We start from the raw sequence: 21,723 nt of genomic DNA, 5'->3' as shown, positions 1-21,723 counted from the left end.
CAAGCATTAAGGGTGCCGCAGTGCCCTACTGCTACCCCTCATGAGGATTCGCCATATCAAGTAAGACAGGTTTTAAGACGCGCACCGCTTCTGCGGCCACTAAGCTAATCAAAAAACCACGCTTACCCCCATTGATGTAAATGATGTCCAGTGTGGCAATGCTATCTTGCATATACACCGGCATAGCCCGCTTAGTACCAAAGGGCGACGTACCGCCCACCATATAGCCCGAATGACGATTCGCCACCTCTGGCTGGCAAGGCACAATATGTTTTACTTTTAAATGACGCGCTAAATTCTTGGTTGAAACCTCACAATCACCATGCATCAGCACAATCATCGGCTGTTTTTTATCGTCTTCCATGATCAGCGTTTTGATCACCACGTGCTCATCCACTCCTAGCTCCCTAGCCGATGCAGCGGTGCCACCTTTTTCCTCATAGGCATAAGGCCACTCGGCATATACCACCTTGTGCAAGCGTAAAGTACGAATCGCTTGGGTAACGGGTATTTTTTCACTCATTTGCTACCTCTTTATTATTCTAAAGCGCTACAATACCCGACTAAATTACTCGGACTTAATGCGCTTATTTATCATGATACCGCTTACATTTGACCAAATTTTACTCACACCCCGCTTTGGCCGACTCCCTAGCCATTTTTACACGCGGATTCAGCCTACTCCTCTGCCTGCACCCTACTTAATCGCGTGGAATCAGCAACTCGCCAGAGAGATGGGGCTAGCCAGCGATGCTGGCCAGCAGCCAAATCTAGCCGACTATCTCTGTGGCAATCGACTCCCCACCAACAGCGAGCCAATTGCCAGCATATATTCTGGCCATCAGTTTGGGGTTAACGCCGGCCAGCTAGGGGATGGACGCGCTATTTTAATTGGCGAATACCACGCTGCAAATGGTGATTTTTGGGAAATGCAGCTCAAAGGCACTGGGCCAACGCCTTATTCCCGCCGTGGCGATGGCCGAGCGGTGCTTAGATCATCGATACGTGAGTATCTCTGCTCAGAAGCCATGCAAGGCTTGAGCATTCCTACCACCCGGGCCCTAGGCATGGCCGGATCAGCCCACGGTGTTTGGCGTGAGCGTTTAGAAACCGCCGCCGTGGTCTTACGCACGGCCCCTAGTTTTGTACGTTTTGGCCATTTTGAACATTACCGCAATGATCTTGATTCACTGCGTGAACTAGCCGATTGGGTGATTCAGCATCATTACCCCAGCGCTCGCCAAGCAAGCAATCCCTACGTGAGCTTACTAGAGCAAGTGATTGAACGCACGGCAGTGATGATTGCCAAGTGGCAGGCAGTGGGCTTTTGCCATGGAGTGATGAATTCCGACAATATGAGCATCCTAGGCCTCACCCTTGATTATGGCCCCTTTGGCTTTATGGATGGCTTTGATGCTGGGCATATTTGCAATCACTCCGATGATACTGGCCGTTACAGCTACCAAAACCAGCCAGAAATGGGGCTGTGGAATTTACAGTGTTTAGCACAAGCTTTATTACCCCTGATGGATAGAGCCGCCGCCCTTAATGCATTGCAGCAATATCAAAGCCATTTTGAAGCGCACTTTGCTGATTTACTGCGGCAAAAATTGGGCTTATTAACTTGGCAAGAGAGCGATTGGAGCTTGATCACCCGCTTATTTGAACTAATGCACGCATCCCATACCGATTGGACCTTCTTCTGGCGCAATCTGGCAAATATCGACAACAGCCTGCGAAATCACTTTTTAGACCGCACGGCTTATGATGTTTGGTTTTCAGATTATCAACTCCGCCTTAGCCGCGAAGCACAGGATTCCAACGAACGAATCGCAAGCATGAATCAAATAAACCCTAAATATGTTTTACGTAACTATCTTGCCGAAATTGCCATCCAAAAAGCCCGTGATGCAGACGACTTTAGTGAAATCAATAACTTACACCGCTGCTTAATGCAGCCATTTACCGAAAAAGCTGAATTTGAACACTATGCAGCACTGCCGCCGGCATGGGCAGCACAGATTGGCGTTTCTTGCTCATCGTAAGCAGAGTAAATATTTCTCATTACTTATTTTCTGCAACACGGCTGAAATCAAAACAGAGTAAGGGCATTTTGGGGCATAATCGCCCCGTCATCACTCATCCCCCCCATCATGCCCGATATTTTTAGCGGCCTTGACTATGGCGTAGCCATTAGCTTGGTTCTGGCCCTTGGCTTTGTTCTTACTTACGAATTTATTAACGGCTTTCACGACACGGCCAATGCTGTAGCAACGGTTATTTACACCAAAGCCATGCCCCCTCACCTTGCAGTGATTGCATCGGGCATTTGTAATTTCTTCGGCGTGATTCTAGGCGGCCTCGGTGTAGCATATGCCATCGTCCACCTTTTGCCGGTTGAGCTGCTGCTCAATGTAGGCTCTGGGCAAGGGCTGATTATGGTGTTTTCACTTTTAGCCGCAGCAATCATCTGGAACCTAGGCACTTGGTATTTAGGCCTGCCCGCTTCTAGCTCACACACGCTGATTGGCTCTATTCTTGGCGTAGGCTTGGCCCACGCATGGATGAGTGATATTCCCTTACTAGAAGGAATCAACACTCAAAAAGCCATCGACATTATGCTGTCGCTACTGATTTCGCCAACAGTTGGTTTAATCGTGGCGGGCGGATTATTACTCCTACTGAAGAAATTCCGTGCTGATTCACGCATGCACAACACACCTGATGAGCGCAAAGCATTAGACGGCAAAAAACACCCCCCTTTCTGGACCCGCGTTGCCTTGATTGCCTCTTCCATGGGGATTAGCTTTGCCCACGGATCTAACGATGGGCAAAAAGGAATTGGCCTATTGATGCTGGTATTAATTGGTATTGTGCCTGGAAAATTTGTTGTAGACATGCAAAGCACCACCTATCAAATTGAGCGCACCCATGATGCTGCGCTGCATTTACAGCAGTTTTACAGCCGCAATAGCTATCGCCTCAATACCTACATTGACCCGAATGCACAATCACCACTGCCTCCACAGTTTAAGTGTGATACCCAGCAAACCATGCCAGCAAGCCACGAGCTCGTTAACAAACTAACTGGGGTTCATAACTTTGAGCAGCTCTCCGAGGCCGAGCGTATTCGCACTCGCCGCCTCTTGCTCTGCCTTGATGACACTGCCAAAAAAGTGAGTAAGCTACCTAGCATTACTTCTGCAGAAAAAGCCGACCTTGATCGCCTACGCAAAGACCTTGTAGCCACCACTGAATACGCTCCTTCGTGGGTGATTGTGGCAATAGCCCTCGCATTGGGTCTAGGCACTATGATTGGCTGGAAACGTATTGTGCTTACCGTCGGTGAAAAAATCGGCAACAAAGGCATGACTTACAGCCAAGGTGTAGCGGCGCAAGTAACCGCCGCAGCAGCCATTGGCATTGCCAGCTTAACCGGTATGCCAGTATCCACAACGCACGTATTGTCTTCTGCAGTTGCAGGCACCATGCTGGCTAATCGCAGCGGCCTGCAAAGCCAAACAGTAAAAAATATCTTGCTAGCCTGGGTGCTTACCCTACCGGTATCGATGGCGCTAGCCGGTGGGTTATTTATTGCCGCAAGTCATTGGTTGAAGTAACAATCCTGTGCAATAAAACCAAAGGCCATGTCATGTGACATGGCCTTTTTTCTTTATATAAAATACAGTGTTCAGTCCAATTTCATATCGGGTTTCGGGTCATTCTATTCCTATTCGCAGTTGGCCTCTGCTCCAAGCCAGTTACCTCCTGCATGATCTGATTCAATCACATTCAGCCAAGACATCCACAGGCCAGAACCACTCCACGTGTTCGCACCGAAATGTAGTCATCAAAGTTATATGCCTTGGCCAAACTGTACAACACCACCATCGCCACGACGAGTAAGTGGCAGTTGCGCAGCGAAACAAAAGGTCTGTCACATTGCCCACACAACTAGCAAACCACACTAACGCTCGCGCAGCAATGGATCGTGGTTGAGAGCTACATCGCTTGTTGGTGCCTGGATGACAAAGGCTCGTCATCACTCATGCCTTCTCAAGCGTGCCCACGCGGCATTTAAAAAACCAATGATGGGGTTAAGGTTTTTTTAATGCCGCAGGCTCAGCCAGCGCATAAATATCCACACCCTGCTGGGCAAGAAGTGCTTCTAGTGCGGGCATTAGTGCCCCTAGTTTTTCTTCTAAGGCATCGCGTACGGTATCGACGACGACTTGCGTGGCGCGCTCGATTTCTACGTTGAAGATGCTGCCAACTGTCTTGCCTTCAAAAATCGTCATGCGACGGGTTTCTGGGATCAGCCATACTTCAAACCAGCAATCGACCTTATTGGTTTCAGACACCGTCAGGCTCGCGCCATCTAGGGCGATATAGCCTTTCGCGAAGATATATTTCATCCCCACTTTGGGCACGCCAATTCTAAAGCAGCAGTTTTCCTGATCTTTACGGATATCTAACAGCGTTGCAGTAAAATCCACGTGGCCCGAGAGCGGGTGGCCGCCGATTTCAGCGCCGTCTTTGGCGGCACGCTCAGCGTTGACATGGCTAGCTACGTTTAATTGCCATAGGGAAGTCACGCGTAAGCTTTGCAGCATCACATCAAAGCTCGCTTTATCCTCAGCAAAAATCTCGGTAACCGTCAGGCAAACACCATCAATCGCCACGCTGGCCCCAATTTGAATGTCTTTGCAAAAGCCGGCAGGAAAAGCGATGCGAAATGTACGGATGCCTTCCCTATCATCAATCGCCTCAATCTGAGCAACGCCTTGCACAATCCCCGTAAACATTTATTTAGCTTCCTTAAAGAGTTCTGGATTTGCTTCGCGCACGCGCTTCGAAGACTTGAGCAAATTGCAATGATCACAAAAATAGCTAACCGAGCCACAGGCCGCGATCACATCGAGAGGCCGTTTACAATCTGGGCAAATAGGTATGGCCTCTTGCACGATTTCATTTGACATAAAATTCTCCAGCATCAGTAAAGCGCAGTGTAAGACGCAAATCGTCTCCAAATAGACGGCGTTCTAATACCTTAGCTTGTAGCTTGTGTTTTAGATCGGATAAATCAAGCGTGGCAATGCCTTTGGCCGTGTCGCCAATCATCACAGGCGCTTGATAAAGCAGCATTTCATCCACCAAACCCGCTTGAAACAGCGCCCCAACTAAAACGCCGCCCGCCTCAACCGTGACTTGATTGCAGCCTCGGAGGCCTAATTCATTCAGTAAGGCGGCTAAATCGACACGGCCATGTGCATCGGCCAAAATCAAGACTTCGGCCCCTGCGGCTTCTAAAGCTCGGCGCTTTAGCTCGTCATCCTGAGCGCCAACAATCAATACGCCCGCCTGATTAAATAACTTAGCCGAGACAGGAGTGCGAAGCTGGCTATCCACCACCACACGCAGTGGCTGCCTGTCTATCACGAATTCTCGCACCGTCAGTTGCGGGTCATCCGCCAGAACGGTGCCAATACCGGTCAGCATGGCGCAAGATCGGGCACGGAGTTTTTGCACATCAGACCTTGCAGCCGGGCCGGTAATCCACTGCGACTGCCCATTGGCGAGCGCCGTACGGCCATCTAAACTGGCACCCATTTTTACCGTCAGCCAAGGGCGGGATCTCACCATGCGGCTAATAAAGCCTTTGTGATGCTCTAATGCTGCTGCGTGCAGCACGCCCGAACTCACTTCAACCCCTGCCGCAGCCAAACGCGCCAAGCCCTGGCCCGCCACCAACGGATTAGGATCTGTCAGCGCGGCAACAACGCGCACTACACCCGCTTTCAGCAAGGCATCGGCGCAAGGCGGTGTGCGCCCATGATGGCTGCAAGGCTCTAACGTGACATAAGCCGTCGCACCACGGGCTAGATCGCCCGCCATACTCAGGGCCATCACCTCGGCATGCGCACCAGGAGCACCTTGCACCACACCAGCACCCGCAGGCTGACTAAACCCAGCGCCCACCACTTGCCCGTCTTTCACCAACACACAGCCCACGCAAGGATTAGGCGTCGCACTATTCTGCCCCAAAGCGGCTTGGCGCAAAGCCAGCTGCATAAATTGATGATCAAACGGGTTCATTGGCTTACCTGAGTAGATAGCGGGGGAAAAACCAAAGATCTGTAGACACAGAGAGCGGGGAGAATACAAAGCACACGGAGAAGCATCAAACCCTTAAGTTTTTTCTCTATATTCTCTGTGCCCTTATTGAGCTCTGTATCTACAGACCTTTTTAAATAGAGCGTTATTCCTTACTCACTTCCCGAATCACATCGCGGAAATCGTCGACGTCTTGGAAGGAGCGGTATACGGAGGCGAATCGGATGTAGGCGACTTTATCAAGCTTGGCGAGTTCGGACATCACCATTTCGCCGATCTGGCGACTCATGATTTCTCTGTCACCTAAAGACAAGGCTTTTTGGATAATGCGCAGGATGGCTTCGTCGACCAAGGGTGTGGGCACGGGTCGTTTATGCAAGGCGCGCTCAAAACTGGTGCGAATTTTTTCTCTATCAAATTCAGCACGCTGACCATTTTGTTTTACCACCTGCGGCAAGCGCACTTCGGCGGTTTCAAAAGTAGTAAAGCGTTTATCGCACAAAGGGCAACGGCGGCGGCGGCGAACCAAATCGCCTTCATCAGATATACGCGAGTCAGCAACTAACGTATCAGGGGAACCACAGAAGGGGCACTTCATCACAACCCCGCAAAGAACAAGAAAAATTCTAAAAAGCGTTAACCTTAAAAAGATCTGTAGACACTAAGAGCGGGGAGAACACAAAGCACACGGAGAAAAACATAAAAAGGCATTTCTCTGTGTGCTTCATTCCCTTTGTGTGCTCTGTGTCTACAGAACTTTTATTTCACCAGAAATTAAGCGCCGTAAACTGGGAAGCGCGCTGTCAATTCTTTTACTTTTACTGCAACGGCTGCGATGTTTGCTTCATCTGCTGGATTATCCAGCACGTCAGCAATCAAGTTGGCTACGATGATCGCTTCAGCCTCTTTGAAACCACGCGTTGTAATCGCTGGCGAGCCCAAACGAATACCCGAAGTCACAAATGGGCTTTCTGGATCATTAGGGATAGCGTTTTTGTTGACGGTGATGTGTGCCAAGCCTAGCAATGCGTCTGCAGCCTTACCCGTTAAACCTTTAGAGCGCAGATCCACCAAAAATACATGCGATTCAGTACGGCCAGAAATGACACGTAAGCCACGCTCAATCAAGGCTGCAGCCATGGCTTGTGCATTTTTCAATACTTGTTCTTGGTACACTTTAAATTCTGGGGTTGCCGCTTCTTTAAATGCCACGGCTTTGGCCGCGATAACGTGCATCAAAGGGCCGCCTTGCAGCGTTGGGAACACATTAGAGTTGATCGATTTTTCGAATTCGGCTTTGGCCAAGATCAAACCACCACGTGGGCCGCGCAGTGTCTTATGCGTAGTCGATGTTACAAAGTGAGCGTGTGGCACTGGGTTTGGATACACGCCAGCCGCGATCAAACCAGCGTAGTGCGCCATATCTACCATGAAGTAAGCGCCAACCTTGTCAGCGATTTCGCGCATACGTGCCCAATCAAAGCGCAGAGCGTAAGCAGAAGCACCGCCGATCAAAAGTTTAGGCTTGGTTTCAAGCGCTACGCGTTCCATATCGTCGTAATCGATTTCTTCGTTTTCGTTCAGGCCATAAGCCACGATATTGAACATTTTGCCGGATAAATTAGCTGGCGAGCCGTGTGTAAGGTGACCACCGTGGCCTAGGTTCATACCCATAATGGTATCGCCCGGCTTCAGAATAGAAAAATACACGGCTTGGTTAGCTTGTGAGCCAGAGTGCGGCTGCACATTGGCATACTCAGCGCCAAACAAGGCTTTAACCCGATCAATAGCCAATTGCTCAACCGTGTCTACAAATTCACAACCACCATAAAAACGCTTACCAGGATAACCTTCGGCGTATTTATTGGTCAGTTGCGTGCCTTGTGCTTCCATCACAGCAGGGCTAGTGTAATTTTCTGACGCGATCAGCTCAATGTGCTCATGCTGGCGAACAACTTCACCTGCAATGGCTGCAGCTAGATCTGGATCGAATTGGGCGATAGTAGCGGACTTGGAGAACATAGATTGGCGCTTCCGTAAGTCGGTTGGGAATAGGGAATGCGCAGGATTCTAACACGGCAAGCTGTTTTTCCAATTGAGGAATTCGTGATTAATCATGATCCCCGCTCATAATTCGTTCCTCGCTTGCTTTTTTTTACGCCACTGACGATGAATAATCTTTAATTTATCTTGAAAGCCCATGCGATCATCTGACATGAAATCTAAAAACTCTGAAAGCATTCGCGATTTCATTAGCGTGTAAAAAGTCAGTGCCGCAATAGGGATAAAGGTGGCAAAAAAGTAGCCTATTCTGCGCCATGACGCCTCTGCCGCAAGATCAAACAAATTCATCCCTAAAAAGCCCGTCACGGTTGTCCCTACCAATCCTAAAATAGTCACCACGGTTAAGCGCACCACGGTATCGGCCTGACGGCGTAAATCGTCATTTTCTAGGTATTGGCTCATGCTATAAATCGATTCTCTTACCTCCGCAAACAAAACCTCTGTCCCCAAGTGCCGGCGGGCCATATGAAACAGCTGATCGGCCACCACTTGATTGGACACCTCACTAAACCAATAGCGCTGGGTAAAGCGCAAAAAAGCTTCTTGTAAAACGCGGATATCACGTTTAAAGCGCCGAGCTGATTTCACATCGCCCACTTGCAGGCGAGACAACGCCACAGCCAGCCGATCCGAAAAAATCAATAATGCGGCCTTATGAAAGTGTGCAATCGCCATCAATAAAAAGTATTGATGACGAAATTGCCCTAAAGCCCCCGTGTAAGGATCACTAAAAAAGCCATGCCCATGCTTCCCGACCAAGACAAAGGCGTGGCCATCACACATCATGCGGGTAGAGGATGAATCATGCCGCCGCTCTGGCACCCAAAAACGATCGTAGCAACAGTTGGCTTCAAAATCTTGAAACACCTTGGGCGTATAAGGCAAATCTCCTCCTTGGGCTGGGCGAGTCACCAAACCCAAGCGGTAAAAATCTTCATCCGTTAAATTAAAAGGATCATCAAAGGCTAGGTATGCCATTAAGGGCATGCGGTGATATTCAATTTGGCGATAGCGTAGCTCGCCTTCTTCCTCGGAATGATGCAGCACCAAAGGTCGCAGTAAGAAATCCCAGTGCTGTGCCATCGGGGCGGCGCGAAACTCGCCCACATGCGATAGAAATTTAGATTTATCGTCGTAATCGGAAGCCGCAATCACCCCGCCCTTGGCATCCAACCACTTTACGGCTTGCAAACAGCTTGCTGCGGTGCGGTCTTCATCCCACTGCGCAGGAAAAGCACGGCCAAAGCGGAATAAAGTGTCTTGTACTCGGCTTAGCGGCACGTTATCGGCCAAAGTTTCTAGGGCGAGAATCACGACATCAATATCGTAAAAAAAATACAGGTCAACGTGTGCCACTTTAAAGTCTTGCCGGGTGCCATCTTTGTAATGCATGCGTACCGAGCAAATATCATGGCGGCGAAACACATGCAGCGGAGAACCACCATAGCTATCGGTATTGGCCGCCTCTGCCGCGCCTTCTCCGTATAAAAACCGCTGCACATAGGGCAAAAAGGTAACGAACTCGCGATAATGCCGCTCTTGAAATGCCTGCGGATCCATATCAAACACCGAGGGGCGAAGTTGCCACGGCGAATCTGCATCCACCAACTGATTCATAAGCTCCCAATGCCGCCCCATCACATTTGCACCTCCCAGCGGCTGGGCGAGCGGCATCATTTGCAAAGGCCAAATAAGAATTTGCCTAAAATGGCGCACCATAATTTCATCAGCTTCGCTCATTGAGTTCTCCTTTTGATCAGAATAGATCATCAGGCTCCAGAACACGGCTAGCAGAAAGCAAATCACGACCTAATACGAAAAAAACCCTTATTTACGCGTCAGTAAATAAGGGTTTTTTTAACTAAACAATTACATGGTCATTTTAAAACGACCCAACACGCATTACATGCCTTTTACCGCATAGATAGCGAGTGTATTGCGCCAATAGCCTTGATAATCCATACCGCAACCAAATAGGAAACGATCTTCAACCTCTAGACCTACGTAATCTGCAGTCACCCCTAATGCCTTACGATCATGCTTTTTATCAACCAGTACCGCAACGCGAACTTCTTTTGCGCCCTGCTCACGACAGAATTCCAAGATAGCAGCCAAGGTATGGCCTTCATCTAAGATGTCGTCCACGACCACCACCACACGGCCTTTCATGCTTTCTTGTGGTTTTACCTTCCAATCCAACATGCCGCCGCTGGTTTCTTTACGATAACGTGTGGCGTGCATATAAGACACTTCCAAAGGGAAGCGTAAACGTGGCAATAAATGCCCTGACACAATCAGCCCACCATTCATCACGGTGTAAACAATCGGGTTGGCGTACTGCAAATCAGCCGTCATCGCCTCTGCCATACGATCTAGCGCGGCTAATACTTCAGCCTCGCCGTGCAGGCAATCCGAATTGTCAATAATCGTTTGGGCTTCAGGGAGTTCTAGGGTCACGATGGTGTACCTTTTATTCAAATGAAAAATGGATGGCGCTTTTTAATTGATGGCTTAGCAATCAACACATACTTGCTAAATAGGGCTAAGCCACTACGCCATCACTACAAATCTTTAATGCCCGGCGAAATCACACACCGTAAACAGGGGAATACCCTGCTCACGTACGATTTTTGAGCCGCCTAACTCTGGCAAATCAACAATTGCTGCAGCCTCAACAACGGTTGCTCCAAGACGATCTAATAATTTAGCTGCGGCGACCATAGTGCCGCCAGTTGCCACTAAATCATCAATCAGCAATACGCGATCGCCTTTTTTGCAGGCATCGGTATGCATTTCAACCGTGGCTGAGCCGTATTCAAGCTCGTATTCTTCTGCCACAGTCAGAAAAGGTAATTTACCTTTTTTTCGTACCGGCACAAAGCCAAGATTTAATTCATAAGCCACAACTGCGCCCAGAATAAACCCACGGGCATCTACGCCAGCCACCATGTCTAAATCCATATCCATATAACGATGGACAAAGATATCAACCAGCACGCGAAAGGTTTTTTTATCTTGTAATAGCGGTGTGATATCTCGAAACTGCACCCCAGCCTGTGGCCAATTAGGCACAGTGCGAATGCGATCGCGAATATAATCTGCATATGGCGGCTCTGCCTGCAATGTGCTCATTATCTTCCCTTAACCAAATACCGCAAATTTAACAATCCACAGCGTGGTAATAATCAATACCGCAGGACTTAAATCTTTATAACGGCCAGCCAACACTTTAATCGCAGCGTAGCTAATAAACCCAAAGGCAATACCATCAGCAATGGAATAAGTAAATGGCATACCTACCGCAGTAATCACTGCTGGTGCCGCTTCAGTAATATCATCCCAATCAACTTCAGCCAAACCACGCGCCATCAACACCGCCACGTAGCAAAGCGCTGGGGCCGTTGCATAAGCGGGCACCGTGCCCGCCAGTGGCGCTACAAACAATGCTGACAAAAATAAAATGGCCACCACCAAGCTAGTCAGGCCAGTACGCCCGCCTGCAGCCACGCCGGCAGCCGATTCAACATAGGCCGTTACGCTGGATGTTCCCAGTGCAGCCCCTACCATAATGGCAGAAGAATCTGCGAACAGCGCCTTCTTTAAACGCGGCAATTTGCCATCTTTGCCTAACAGACCTGAGCGATGCGCAACACCCACCAATGTGCCTGTAGTATCAAATAGGTCTACAAAGAAGAAAATAAACACCACGCCAATCAAACCGGCATTGAATGCGCTTTTAATATCCATTTGCATAAAGGTTGGTGCAATCGAAGGAGGCGGAGAAAACACACCTTTAAATTCGGTTAAACCGAATAAAATCGACAATAGTGTTACACCCAGCACGCCAATAATGATGGCGCCTTTTACCTTGCGATATTCCAAAGCCACAATTAAAAAGAAGCCGAACACGGCTAATAAAGTACTAGGCGCATGAATATCACCCAACTGCACCATCGTGACCGGTGATGCCGTAATCAGACCCGCACTTTTCAGACCAATAATGGCAAGAAACAGGCCCACACCGGCTGATATCGCCAGCTTTAGTGAGTGCGGAATCGCATTCACCAGCACTTCACGTATTTTAAACGAGGAAACCAACACAAAAATCACGCCAGAAATAAACACCGCACCCAAGGCCGTTTGCCAAGGCACGCCCATGCCTTTCACCACGGCAAAGGTAAAGTAAGCGTTTAAACCCATACCTGGCGCCAGCGCAATTGGATAATTAGCCAACAGCGCCATCACAGCGGTACCAAAAGCCGCAGCCAAGCACGTCGCTACGAACACGGCATTAAAATCCATCCCGGTTTGCGCCAAAATGGCTGGATTGACGAAAATAATATAGGCCATAGTTAAAAACGTCGTAAACCCAGCGATGACCTCGGTTTTAACATTAGTACCGTGTTCTTTTAATTTGAACAATGCTTCGAGCATGAGCCCATTTCCCTGTTAGATAAAACAAATAAGTCGGCTTGCATTGCCTGTTATTCACACACAATGCTTACCGACTCACACACTATTAACCGCCAATACCCAGCAAGGCCAACACCCCAAGCAATGCAAAAACAGCAGCGGCAACAAAACGAACATAGCGCAAGATATGCATCCGCGCCGCAATCCACTTACCCACAAACACAGCAGGTACATCGGCAATCATCATGCCTAAGGTAGTACCCGCAATCACCGCCCATAGCGGTTGATATTTTAGCGCCAAAGCAACGGTAACAACCTGAGTTTTATCGCCGATTTCGGCCAAAAAGAACGCCACAGCGGCGGCCAAAAAGGCACCATAGGGCTTAATTTGGGCTTCTTCTTCACCCATCTCATCGGGAATCAACGCCCAAATGGCAATGGCCAAGAAGCCCAAGCCAATCACCCAACGCAAAACAGCGGGCGACACTAAGCCAGCCACTTGCAGCCCAAGCCAGCCCGCAGCAAAATGATTAAGTACAGTCGCAACAAAGATGCCCAGAATAATAGGCAGAGGACGTCGAAAGCGCGCAGCCAATATTAACGCGAGTAATTGCGTCTTATCGCCGATTTCGGCAACAGCTACTACGCCTGTAGAAATAAGAAATGTATCAATCATTAAGTTGTGTTTCCGGGGTGGGCAGGATAGAGGTCGCACAGCACTGCCCACCCAGGGAATGCTGAACGAACCTCAGGTCTTGTCAAGTTGACCCGTATTCTGTGCTCAGAATACAGCTCCAACCGAATACGCCATGGATCAAACGATCCAAGTATGTTGACGTACCCCCCGCGCACAGTTCTTTCAAACGCGCTGCAGGCGACTACTCCCCCGAAGACCAAAGCGCGGATTCTAACCACCAGTGATTCATGCTGCAATCCCAGATTACAAAAATCGCGCGTACAAACTACTATTTACAAGCCTAAAATGGCCGTTTCAATGTCATTTAGCCGTGCGCTATAGCCCACTTCTACCTGATCTAATACCGTCCCAAACCCAGCAGCGCCGCCATAAGTAAGGATCTAGCACCTCGCTTTGGGCGGGTAATGGGACAAAGGGTGAAAATAATTTCACCAGCGACTGATATTCTGGCGGGCATTGCCACTGTAAATCCCTTAAATGGCCATTCACCATCGCCAAAACTCAATTAAACCCAACAAAATTACTTCGCTGCATGCTACGGGCGCGCAAACGAACGGCATGGTGGAGCGTTTTAACCGGCGAATCAGCGAAGTGGTTCAACAGACGCGCGTCGCCTCCACCGCCGAGCTGGAGGCCACCTTGCTCAATGATTTAAAAATCTACAATCACCACCTTCCTCAAGAAGCACTCGGCCATACCACCCCGACTCAAGCAATAAAGGAATGGCAAAAAACCAAGCCCGAATTATTTAACTGATGTTACGCACCCAGAGCCCGAACCCGACAACCTTACAAAATGAATTTAAAGAACTTGAACTCTACACCGCCTTTCTCATTACAACCTGTGGGAAGGTGACTGCAACAGGGTTGGCTGACGCGTTGGATCAGGAAGTAAGCCACAATTAAGTGACGCGTTTTTTATCTGGACGTGAATATACATCGCAAGATTAATGGCTTGGCGTTAAAAAACCGTTCGCCAAATTGAACGTGAAGATGCCTGCTTAATTTTTGATAACACCATTCAAGAAAAAGCCTACACCGATGAAAATGACCTGATTTGTTGGCACTTTGATCATTGTTCTGGCCGATCGGTGAAAGGAATTAATCTGCTCAATGCGCTGTATTACAGCCAAGATGTATCCATCCCTGTGGCGTTTGAATGGGTGAAGCAACCAATCCAATTTTGTGATATTTAAACATGACAAGTAAAACGCGCTAGTGAGATCACTAAAAATGAACAAATGCGTGCAATCATTCAAACCTGCGTCAGCAACGACAATCCACTATGCAGAGTCATTGCTCCGTACGCTGAAATACTGGCCCGCTTGGCCGAATAAAGGCTTTGACAGTCTGGATAAAGAAGGCAATGGGTCATGCGCTTTGTGGATTGGTACAATGCATAGGCACCGACACAGCGGCATTCAATTTGTCACGCCATCGCAACGATATCAAGGTCTCTACCAAGCCGCACGCTTAGCGCGACCGAAACGGAGGCGAAACAAGACCAAAAACTGGAGCTGGCAAAACGAAGTGCAACATAACCCAAACCGGGTCATTAAGCATAAAAACAGCGAGGATTTAGATAGAGTCTAAATCGCAAAAAAATCTCAACTACTTTGACAATGACCGTTCTCATTGGAGAGGAAATGAGATGAAAGGCTTGATTTCTTTGAGTACGAACATGCTCTGCATTTCCTTTATACCCGGTAGTTGCCGAACAACTGTCATAGCAAATTCAGCAAACGAGTCTAAATCTTTTGCCACCACCTGCAATAAGAAATCTGCATTACCACTGATGCTGTAGCACGCAATTACATTTTCTAGCTGCATTACTTTTTGTTCAAATTTCTTTGCTTCTGCCTTACCGTGGCAGTCGATGTTAATCCGTATAAACACCATTACTCCCAGCCCAATTTTACGTCTATCCAGTACTGCTCTATAACCCTGAATGTACTTCTCTTCCTCCAACTGTCGAACTCTACGCCAACAAGGCGAGGCCGACATGCCAATACCATCAGCCAACATCTGATTGGTTGCCCTGCCATCCCTCTGTAGAGCGGTAAGTATTTTGAAATCAATGTTATCAAGTTCTTTCATGGTAATAATTTTTAACTTACTAGTTAAGATTGGAATATTTTACCTATTTATAAGTTATTCACAACAAAGATAGGAAATTTTACCCAAATAAAAGGCGTATCATTTTTTTAACCTTAGGGGTTAAGGGCAAAGTAAGCGAATTTCTAGGTTCATTGTAAGTTGAAAAAATTAATCCTCATTTTTGTAACGTTTTATTCAAGGGTGAAAAATGATTCTTCATCTTGTTCTTTTCAAATTTCATGAGTCATTCAAATGGAGTGATATTGAAATTATTGATGCAGAGACAACGACACGTCAGCACCCATCCCACATTAGTGAAATATTGGGATGGGCTTGTGGTCGAAATATCAGTTCGCGGATACAGGCTGCAGACTTCATGGTTATGGGTTTGTTTGAAAATCAAGAGACTCTTTCTGCTTTTATAATTCACCCCAATCACCATCAAGGTGTACTCAAGTGGCAGAAGCTTTCTAGCTGGCAGGTGATTGATATTGATATCGGTAATGACACTACAAAGTTTTTCGGGCTGTTCAATAAATGGACAGACTTCAGTTTACCGGAGCTCGAAGAGCTACAAGTTTCTTGATAGTTGTGGAGGATTCAATGAATTTTGATGCTACTGCCCACAAATGCGTAATCGTAGTCAATAGCACATTGGGGTTAGGGCACGCAGCCAACGCGGTCAGTGTCATTGGCGTTAGCCTCGGGCGTTCGGTCGCTGGTCTGGTGGGGCCTGACATGCAAAGCCTAGATAATGTGAACTACCCCGGTGTCATCTATGCACCGTTGCCAATTTTGCTTTCCACACCTGAGCATTTGCAGCAACTTCAAGAGAAAGCCTTGGCAGATGAAGAAATTCACGCCATGCCATTCAGCGCACTAGCGCAATCCTGCAAAACGTATCAGGAGTATGAAACACGTATCTCCGAAGCCGAAAGCTCAGCAATCGAATTGGTTGCTATTGGATTAATTGGACCACAGAAAAAAATTAACAAATTGACAGGTAGTCTTTCATTATTCAAGTAATAAGGGGATCGTAGTGTACGCTTTATTCAAGCCCGAACTGCTGGAATTGGCTCGTGCTGTTCATCAACAACATGAATTGTTTGAGAATAACGGCATCTTAGCCGACGAGTTGGACAAGATTCAACTTGAGCGCCTTAGAAACACACTCCGCTATGTGAAGGCAAACTCACCTTATTATCGAGCGGCGCTGTCTATTCTGACTGAAGGCGACATAGATGCATGTGACTGGGATATGTTTCGAAAACTACCATTCACAACAAAGAATGATTTGCGCGAAGCTGGCCATAATATGGCCGCAGCTCCGCTGAATAACGCATGGATTTATTACGAAACCACGGGCACTACCGGTGCGGCGACACCCTGCCCACGTAACGAACAGGATTCGATATTCAATAATACGCCACTAATACTTCGTTATAAAAAAATATTCCTAGCTCACGGCCAACAACATATTGTAGGTGTGATGGGGCCTACTGAATTACATTCTACCGGCGACACATTTGAAGACGTTTGCCGAAGCCTAGGCCACACAGTGGTGAAAATGTGGCCACGATCGCCAGTCGTTGGGCTGGAACGAGCGGTTACACTAATTAAAGAACTGAAGATCACTGCGTTAGTTTGTACGCCAGCAGTTGCTATCAGTTTAGCTAGGTATCAACTCCAAAATGAACAAAGCCCATCCGAGCTGGGAGTCAAGCTGATTTTCACTTTGGGTGAACTGACCACTCCGGCGTTATTGCGCAATATCGGCGATGTGTGGGGCAGTGCAGTATACAACTGCATGTATGCCTCCCAAGAATCATCCATTCTGGCTGCAAGTGATAAGGATGGCAATCTTTGTACTGTTCCTCTGAACGTAGTTTATGAAGTGGTCAACCCACAGTCGGGGCAAGTACAAGAACCCGAAGGTTCCAAAATGACCGGAGAATTGGTGATTACTCACCTTTATCAAGGGCAGAAACCACTGATTCGTTATCGAACAGGGGATATGGTTCGGGTTAAGGTCATGAATAATGGTGGATGGCAAATTATCCCTATTGGTAGAGTTCGTGACACCTTAATCGTTAATGGCAACCAACACTGCGCCTATGATATTGAAGCTGCATTATTCGAGCATCTCAAAGGCTGCTTGGACTACCACATTCAGGTGGACGCTGTAGCTGGGGTCGACCAGTTACGAATTACATTGGAGTTAGAAAATAGCGTCTCAAAACGCAACGACTTAGAAGCGGTTACCAACTTCCTAGAAGCCAAAATCGGTGCTCATGCCCATATTTCCATAGGCTCTACCGATGCAGTTACCGGCACTGCAGCGATGGTTAGTTGGAAAGCGGCAAGGCTTCATGATAAACGTAACGGCAGCGACAACCGTGAGCGCGAAACAGCATTAAACATCGTCGCAAAGAGAGCCTAATCATGAGTAATGCTCTCAGCAATCCCTCAACTGCTCCTCGCAAGCCTCATCCTTGGGTATATCTTGATGGTCAAGTTGTCGCTGTAGCTGATGCCGTGGTGCCGGTAACGACTCAGGCATTTGCTTACGGAACGGGTGTATTCGAGGGTATTCGTGCTTATGTTGCTGCTAATGGAGAGCTAAATGTGTTCAGGTTGGATGATCACTTGAAGCGATTAGCAAATTCAGCTCGGCTACTGCAATTAGAAAATTTACCGCTGCGCTCTGAGTTCAAATCAATCATCCTTGATTTACTGCGGCATAACGAGGCATCAACCGATTGTTACATTAGGCCTCTGGCCTACAAAAAGGCACTCCTTCCTGGTATTGGCTTTGGTGTAAAACTAACTGGCGTCAGCTCTGGCCTAGTCATCAACACTCTATCCATGAGCGCCTACATGCGAGCTGACGGGATCCGTTGTGCCATTTCGACTTGGCGGCGAATTCCCGATGTTTCACTTCCCGCAAGAGCCAAAATCACTGGTAGCTATGCCAATTCGGCGCTGGCAATGGAGTCAGCACAACGCAATGGATTTGATGATGCATTGATGTTGAATGTGCATGGAAATTTGGCCGAGTCAACGACCTCAAATGTTTTTGTTGTGAAAGATGGCTGCCTTATTACCCCTCCTTTGAGTGCTCACATTCTTGAGGGCATTACTCGCGATACGATCATTACTCTCGCTAGAGAAGACCTAGGGTTAAAAGTCATAGAACGAGACATCTCGTTTTCTGAGCTGTTTTCAGTCGATGAATGTTTCTTAGCCGGTACAGGTGTTGAAATTGTACCTGTTACGCAAATTGATCACTACATACTTCAAGAGAGTGGCGTTGGCGAAATAAGTGCGGCAATACGGAGTCTCTACTTAAAGACAGTAAGAGGCCTGAATAGTAAATACACCGATTGGTTAAGCCCAGTATCCAATTAATTACTAATGAGACTTACGACCATGGACAGCAACTTTTTAAATTTTGGGATTGCTAATTGGCATAAAGTAACAATTCATACCTTAGGCCCCAACGGAACCAGTAGTGAAGCGGCTGCAAGCTTCTTCACTCAATGGTTCGGGCGGCGATATCCAGACTCATGCGTACAACTTCATCTCTGCGACTCTTATGAGTATGCCCGCTCCAGCATGGAAGAGCACACCCCAGAAGTGTTAATCGTGGCAAATGCTTATCCGCAAATTAATACTTTCTATATGGATCCGCGATTAAGCTTAGTTGCGACTTTTATGTTTGATACGCCGTTGTACGGCTTGGTGAGTAAGGGGCCGCTATCGAAAAAAAAGCTAACTGTAGCTACCCATCCTGCACCAGTGCTTTTAATTGAAGAGTTATTACCCCAAGGTTTGGAGGTAGGATCTGTAATCTTCGCACTTTCCACCAGTGCTGCAGCCGCAGCAGTGGCTAGGGGTGAGGTTGATGTGGCACTAACCACTGAAGTGGCGGCCAAAATTCATGGTTTGCAATTCATCTCTAGCACCCGTCCAATCAGAATGCTTTGGTCTGTTTTCTCACTTTCCAGTTGGTGTGCGCAACCAAGCATGCTTAATGTAGCCAATGGTTGATTTCAAAACGCCACTAAGGATAAGCCTGAGATTGGGCAATGACCGAATTTTTTAAATTATTGAGGTTTTTATGTCTGTTTTGACGCTTCACACTTTAGATTCTACCCCTGAGACAAGTAAAGCACTCCTTCAGAGTTCCATTGACAATTTTGGCTGGATCCCCAATCAGAGTGCCTACATGTCGGAGTCACCTTCGTTGCTGGGTGCTTATCAGCGAGCACATGATCTGTTTATCGACAGCTCATTGAACGAAGAAGAAAAAGCGGTGGTATGGATAGCCTCTGGAGTAGAAAATAACTGCACCTACACGATCCAAGCTCATTCTTTCATTGCACTAACGAATGGTGTAAAAAATTGCGTAGTCGATGCCATTATCCATGATCCAACCAAACTTAATGCGCGCCTTTTAGCTTTGCATCGCTTTACCCTAGAAGTCATTCATTGCCGTGGACAACTGAACAAAGCGGCCATTGATGCGATTTTGCAAGCAGGCTTCAACAAGCAAAGTATGCTGGATGTGATTCTCGGTGTTTCACAGAAAAACATGTCAATCCTCTTAAACAGTATTGCCAAGACCGAGCTCGACGAGCGTTTCAATTTGACTACGTTTCAAGAGTTTAAACAGATGACTGAGGTTTAAGTCATGCTTCATTTAGACAGTGACTCTGTTAAAAAGCTACTGAATTTCGAACTTAGCCTACTGCTAAGCGAAGAAGCATTCAAGTTGCACTCTTCAGGCCAGGTTGATCAACCATTACGCACGATAATCAAAGGCGGAGAGAATGAATTAATGGGAATCATGCCAGCCTACATCAAATCAGGCATCTATCAGGGTTTTGGCTTAAAATCTGTGCTGGTTCGATTGGGGGCTGGGACCAGTATTCCATCTCACATGGGGAGTATATTAATCTATGGTGAGGCTGATGCCCCCCCATAGTTGCAGTAGATGCAGGAGCAATCACCGAAATTCGCACGGCTGCGGCTTCAGCACATGCGACCCGTATGCTCGCCGCCCCTAGTGCTAGTCGTGTGTCCATTCTCGGTACGGGTTTACAAGCCAAAGCTCATCTACTAGCCATGAAAAAAGTGAGGCCAATCAAGCATGTCTCAATATGGGGTCGTAGCGAAGAGGCTCGCCAGTCATTCGCCATCTGGTGTAAACGCGACTGTAATTTGTCAGTCTCGATTCATTCCTCCGTTGCCGAAGCAGTGAACGACTGCGATATCATCTGTACCACCACGGCAGCTCGCTCCCCCATCCTCAAAAGCACCGATTTACCGAGGCACTGCCATATAAATGCTATTGGCTCTTCAGCACTCGGGTTTCAAGAACTGCATGAAGATATATATCAGAATTCTGCTTTATTCACAGATTGCAACCAATCAGTGCTTGCTGCCTCGGAATGCGTCATCAAAGCCGTTCAAAAAGGCCTACTGCCCAGCCAAGGAGTTGGAACAGAGATAGGTACTCTCTCCGTCGATAGCATGCCAACTCATCAACCGGGAGTATCGATCTTTAAATCGGTTGGACTGGCGGTACAAGATTTGGTTTTTTCTCGTGAAGTAATCAGGCGTTGGGTTGCAGCATCCAGTTGAATTCATTTAAGTACTTACGTTCGTAAGCGTCAATTTTTGTGCAATAAAATTCATTACCAAAGGATCACTGCATGCTCGATTTATCACAAATACTTACTTATTCATTAGCTCTAGGTATTGCAGCGGCCATTCCCGGCCCCGGCATGGCGGCCTTGGTCGCTCGGAGCGTCAGCGGTGGTATATTCTCGGGATTTTGTGTGCTTTTGGGATTGATCCTTGGTGATTTGACCTACCTGTCATTTGCAGTCTTTGGTCTAGCTATGATCGCAGAACATTTCAACGCCTTGTTCCAACTAGTGCGTTGGGGAGCGGCACTGTATCTTTGCTATTTAGCTTGGCAGTTCTGGTTTGCCAACCATCAGGCGATAGAAGTAGGTAAGGCAACGAATAAAAAAGAGCTGCTGTCAGCAGCACTATCTGGGTTAACCATTACTCTAGGGAACCCAAAAACCATCGCTTTCTATCTAGCGATTTTACCTCTGGTTATTGATTTGGAAGCAGTCTCATTACAGACTTGGGCTTTGATACTGATGCCTCTTACCATTTTAGTTCTACTGGGGGTCGGTGCATTATTCATTTTTGCAGCTGTGCGCATACGGCATCTATTATCAAGTCAACACGCCCAACAAATTTTGTTTCGCGGAGCTGCAACAATCATGATTGCGGCTGCGGCATCAATGTTGATCCGCTGAG

23 protein-coding genes and 2 pseudogenes are annotated in these 21,723 nt (G+C 47.6%); 13 read left to right on the top strand and 12 right to left on the bottom strand.

What is annotated here, in order from left to right; all coding sequences use genetic code 11:
• Nucleotides 1–31: 31 nt before the first annotated feature.
• Nucleotides 32–523: an aminoacyl-tRNA deacylase gene (locus C1H71_RS17005; RefSeq protein ID WP_130107624.1), complete on the bottom strand. Its 492-nt coding sequence runs from the start codon at nt 521–523 to the stop codon at nt 32–34.
• 73 nt (nt 524–596) lie between these two features.
• Here C1H71_RS17005 and C1H71_RS17000 point away from each other — a divergent pair, with 73 nt between their 5' ends.
• Nucleotides 597–2,045 (top strand): protein adenylyltransferase SelO, encoded by a 1,449-nt coding sequence (locus C1H71_RS17000; protein WP_130107623.1) that lies wholly within the window; start codon nt 597–599, stop codon nt 2,043–2,045.
• Between the two features lie 108 nt (nt 2,046–2,153).
• Entirely contained in the window at nt 2,154–3,620 is a 1,467-nt protein-coding gene (locus tag C1H71_RS16995) for an inorganic phosphate transporter (protein ID WP_130107622.1), read from the top strand.
• A 477-nt stretch (nt 3,621–4,097) separates the two neighbouring features.
• Here the strand turns inward: C1H71_RS16995 and C1H71_RS16990 are convergent, their stop codons facing one another.
• From C1H71_RS16990 to C1H71_RS16945, 10 genes are all read right to left on the bottom strand, one after another.
• Complete coding sequence (locus C1H71_RS16990) at nt 4,098–4,805, bottom strand: riboflavin synthase subunit alpha (RefSeq protein WP_130107621.1); 708 nt, start codon at nt 4,803–4,805, stop codon at nt 4,098–4,100.
• On the bottom strand, nt 4,806–4,979 hold the full coding sequence (locus C1H71_RS16985; RefSeq protein WP_223145908.1) for a YfgJ family double zinc ribbon protein: 174 nt from the start codon (nt 4,977–4,979) through the stop codon (nt 4,806–4,808).
• Nucleotides 4,969–6,096: a bifunctional diaminohydroxyphosphoribosylaminopyrimidine deaminase/5-amino-6-(5-phosphoribosylamino)uracil reductase RibD gene (ribD, locus tag C1H71_RS16980; protein ID WP_223145907.1), complete on the bottom strand. Its 1,128-nt coding sequence runs from the start codon at nt 6,094–6,096 to the stop codon at nt 4,969–4,971. The genes C1H71_RS16985 and ribD overlap by 11 nt, the downstream gene beginning before the upstream one ends.
• Before the next feature lie 163 nt (nt 6,097–6,259).
• Nucleotides 6,260–6,712, bottom strand: a complete 453-nt coding sequence (gene nrdR, locus C1H71_RS16975) for a transcriptional regulator NrdR (RefSeq protein WP_130107619.1) — start codon at nt 6,710–6,712, stop codon at nt 6,260–6,262.
• 176 nt (nt 6,713–6,888) lie between these two features.
• On the bottom strand, nt 6,889–8,136 hold the full coding sequence (gene glyA / locus C1H71_RS16970; protein WP_130107618.1) for a serine hydroxymethyltransferase: 1,248 nt from the start codon (nt 8,134–8,136) through the stop codon (nt 6,889–6,891).
• Between the two features lie 105 nt (nt 8,137–8,241).
• Nucleotides 8,242–9,918 carry a hypothetical protein gene (locus C1H71_RS16965; RefSeq protein WP_130107617.1) on the bottom strand — a complete coding sequence of 559 codons (1,677 nt, stop codon included), beginning with the start codon at nt 9,916–9,918 and terminating at the stop codon, nt 8,242–8,244.
• Nucleotides 9,919–10,080: 162 nt separating this feature from the next.
• The gene (locus C1H71_RS16960) at nt 10,081–10,635 is read right to left on the bottom strand and encodes a hypoxanthine-guanine phosphoribosyltransferase (RefSeq protein WP_130107616.1); all 555 of its coding nucleotides are present in this window, start codon (nt 10,633–10,635) and stop codon (nt 10,081–10,083) included.
• A gap of 114 nt (nt 10,636–10,749) precedes the next feature.
• Nucleotides 10,750–11,310 carry an adenine phosphoribosyltransferase gene (locus C1H71_RS16955; protein WP_130107615.1) on the bottom strand — a complete coding sequence of 187 codons (561 nt, stop codon included), beginning with the start codon at nt 11,308–11,310 and terminating at the stop codon, nt 10,750–10,752.
• A gap of 9 nt (nt 11,311–11,319) precedes the next feature.
• A complete protein-coding gene (locus tag C1H71_RS16950; RefSeq protein ID WP_130107614.1) occupies nt 11,320–12,612 on the bottom strand; it encodes an NCS2 family permease in 1,293 nt (430 codons plus the stop codon).
• An 85-nt stretch (nt 12,613–12,697) separates the two neighbouring features.
• Entirely contained in the window at nt 12,698–13,267 is a 570-nt protein-coding gene (locus C1H71_RS16945; protein WP_223145906.1) for a TMEM165/GDT1 family protein, read from the bottom strand.
• A gap of 567 nt (nt 13,268–13,834) precedes the next feature.
• Between C1H71_RS16945 and C1H71_RS16940 the strand changes: the two are divergent.
• A pseudogene (locus tag C1H71_RS16940) lies at nt 13,835–14,044 on the top strand (integrase core domain-containing protein); the annotation flags it as partial.
• Nucleotides 14,045–14,552: 508 nt separating this feature from the next.
• Nucleotides 14,553–14,880 (top strand): annotated as a pseudogene (locus C1H71_RS21615) (integrase core domain-containing protein); the annotation flags it as partial.
• Between the two features lie 39 nt (nt 14,881–14,919).
• Here the strand turns inward: C1H71_RS21615 and C1H71_RS16930 are convergent.
• Complete coding sequence (locus tag C1H71_RS16930; RefSeq protein ID WP_130107612.1) at nt 14,920–15,384, bottom strand: Lrp/AsnC family transcriptional regulator; 465 nt, start codon at nt 15,382–15,384, stop codon at nt 14,920–14,922.
• 208 nt (nt 15,385–15,592) lie between these two features.
• Here C1H71_RS16930 and C1H71_RS16925 point away from each other — a divergent pair, with 208 nt between their 5' ends.
• The 9 genes from C1H71_RS16925 to C1H71_RS16890 all read left to right on the top strand — a co-directional run bounded on the left by C1H71_RS16925 (nt 15,593) and on the right by C1H71_RS16890 (nt 21,722).
• Complete coding sequence (locus C1H71_RS16925) at nt 15,593–15,970, top strand: Dabb family protein (protein ID WP_130107611.1); 378 nt, start codon at nt 15,593–15,595, stop codon at nt 15,968–15,970.
• Between the two features lie 17 nt (nt 15,971–15,987).
• Nucleotides 15,988–16,410, top strand: coding sequence for a DUF2000 domain-containing protein (locus C1H71_RS16920; RefSeq protein ID WP_130107610.1), 423 nt, complete (start codon nt 15,988–15,990; stop codon nt 16,408–16,410).
• Between the two features lie 13 nt (nt 16,411–16,423).
• Nucleotides 16,424–17,824 carry a phenylacetate--CoA ligase family protein gene (locus C1H71_RS16915; protein ID WP_130107609.1) on the top strand — a complete coding sequence of 467 codons (1,401 nt, stop codon included), beginning with the start codon at nt 16,424–16,426 and terminating at the stop codon, nt 17,822–17,824.
• Nucleotides 17,825–17,826: 2 nt separating this feature from the next.
• Nucleotides 17,827–18,792, top strand: coding sequence for a branched-chain amino acid transaminase (locus tag C1H71_RS16910; protein ID WP_130107608.1), 966 nt, complete (start codon nt 17,827–17,829; stop codon nt 18,790–18,792).
• Between the two features lie 21 nt (nt 18,793–18,813).
• A complete protein-coding gene (locus C1H71_RS16905) occupies nt 18,814–19,434 on the top strand; it encodes a bacilysin biosynthesis protein BacA (protein WP_130107607.1) in 621 nt (206 codons plus the stop codon).
• A gap of 70 nt (nt 19,435–19,504) precedes the next feature.
• Nucleotides 19,505–20,074, top strand: a complete 570-nt coding sequence (locus tag C1H71_RS16900; RefSeq protein ID WP_130107606.1) for a carboxymuconolactone decarboxylase family protein — start codon at nt 19,505–19,507, stop codon at nt 20,072–20,074.
• Nucleotides 20,075–20,077: 3 nt separating this feature from the next.
• Nucleotides 20,078–20,371: a hypothetical protein gene (locus C1H71_RS21125; RefSeq protein WP_223145905.1), complete on the top strand. Its 294-nt coding sequence runs from the start codon at nt 20,078–20,080 to the stop codon at nt 20,369–20,371.
• Complete coding sequence (locus C1H71_RS16895) at nt 20,368–21,030, top strand: ornithine cyclodeaminase family protein (protein WP_223146084.1); 663 nt, start codon at nt 20,368–20,370, stop codon at nt 21,028–21,030. The genes C1H71_RS21125 and C1H71_RS16895 overlap by 4 nt, the downstream gene beginning before the upstream one ends.
• Nucleotides 21,031–21,101: 71 nt before the next feature.
• Nucleotides 21,102–21,722 (top strand): LysE family translocator, encoded by a 621-nt coding sequence (locus C1H71_RS16890; protein WP_130107605.1) that lies wholly within the window; start codon nt 21,102–21,104, stop codon nt 21,720–21,722.
• The last annotated feature ends 1 nt before the right edge of the window (nt 21,723 follow it).

The organism is Iodobacter fluviatilis (assembly GCF_004194535.1).
Classification (GTDB): Bacteria; Pseudomonadota; Gammaproteobacteria; order Burkholderiales; family Chitinibacteraceae; genus Iodobacter; species Iodobacter fluviatilis_A.
This window is presented reverse-complemented; position numbering and strand designations above follow the sequence as displayed.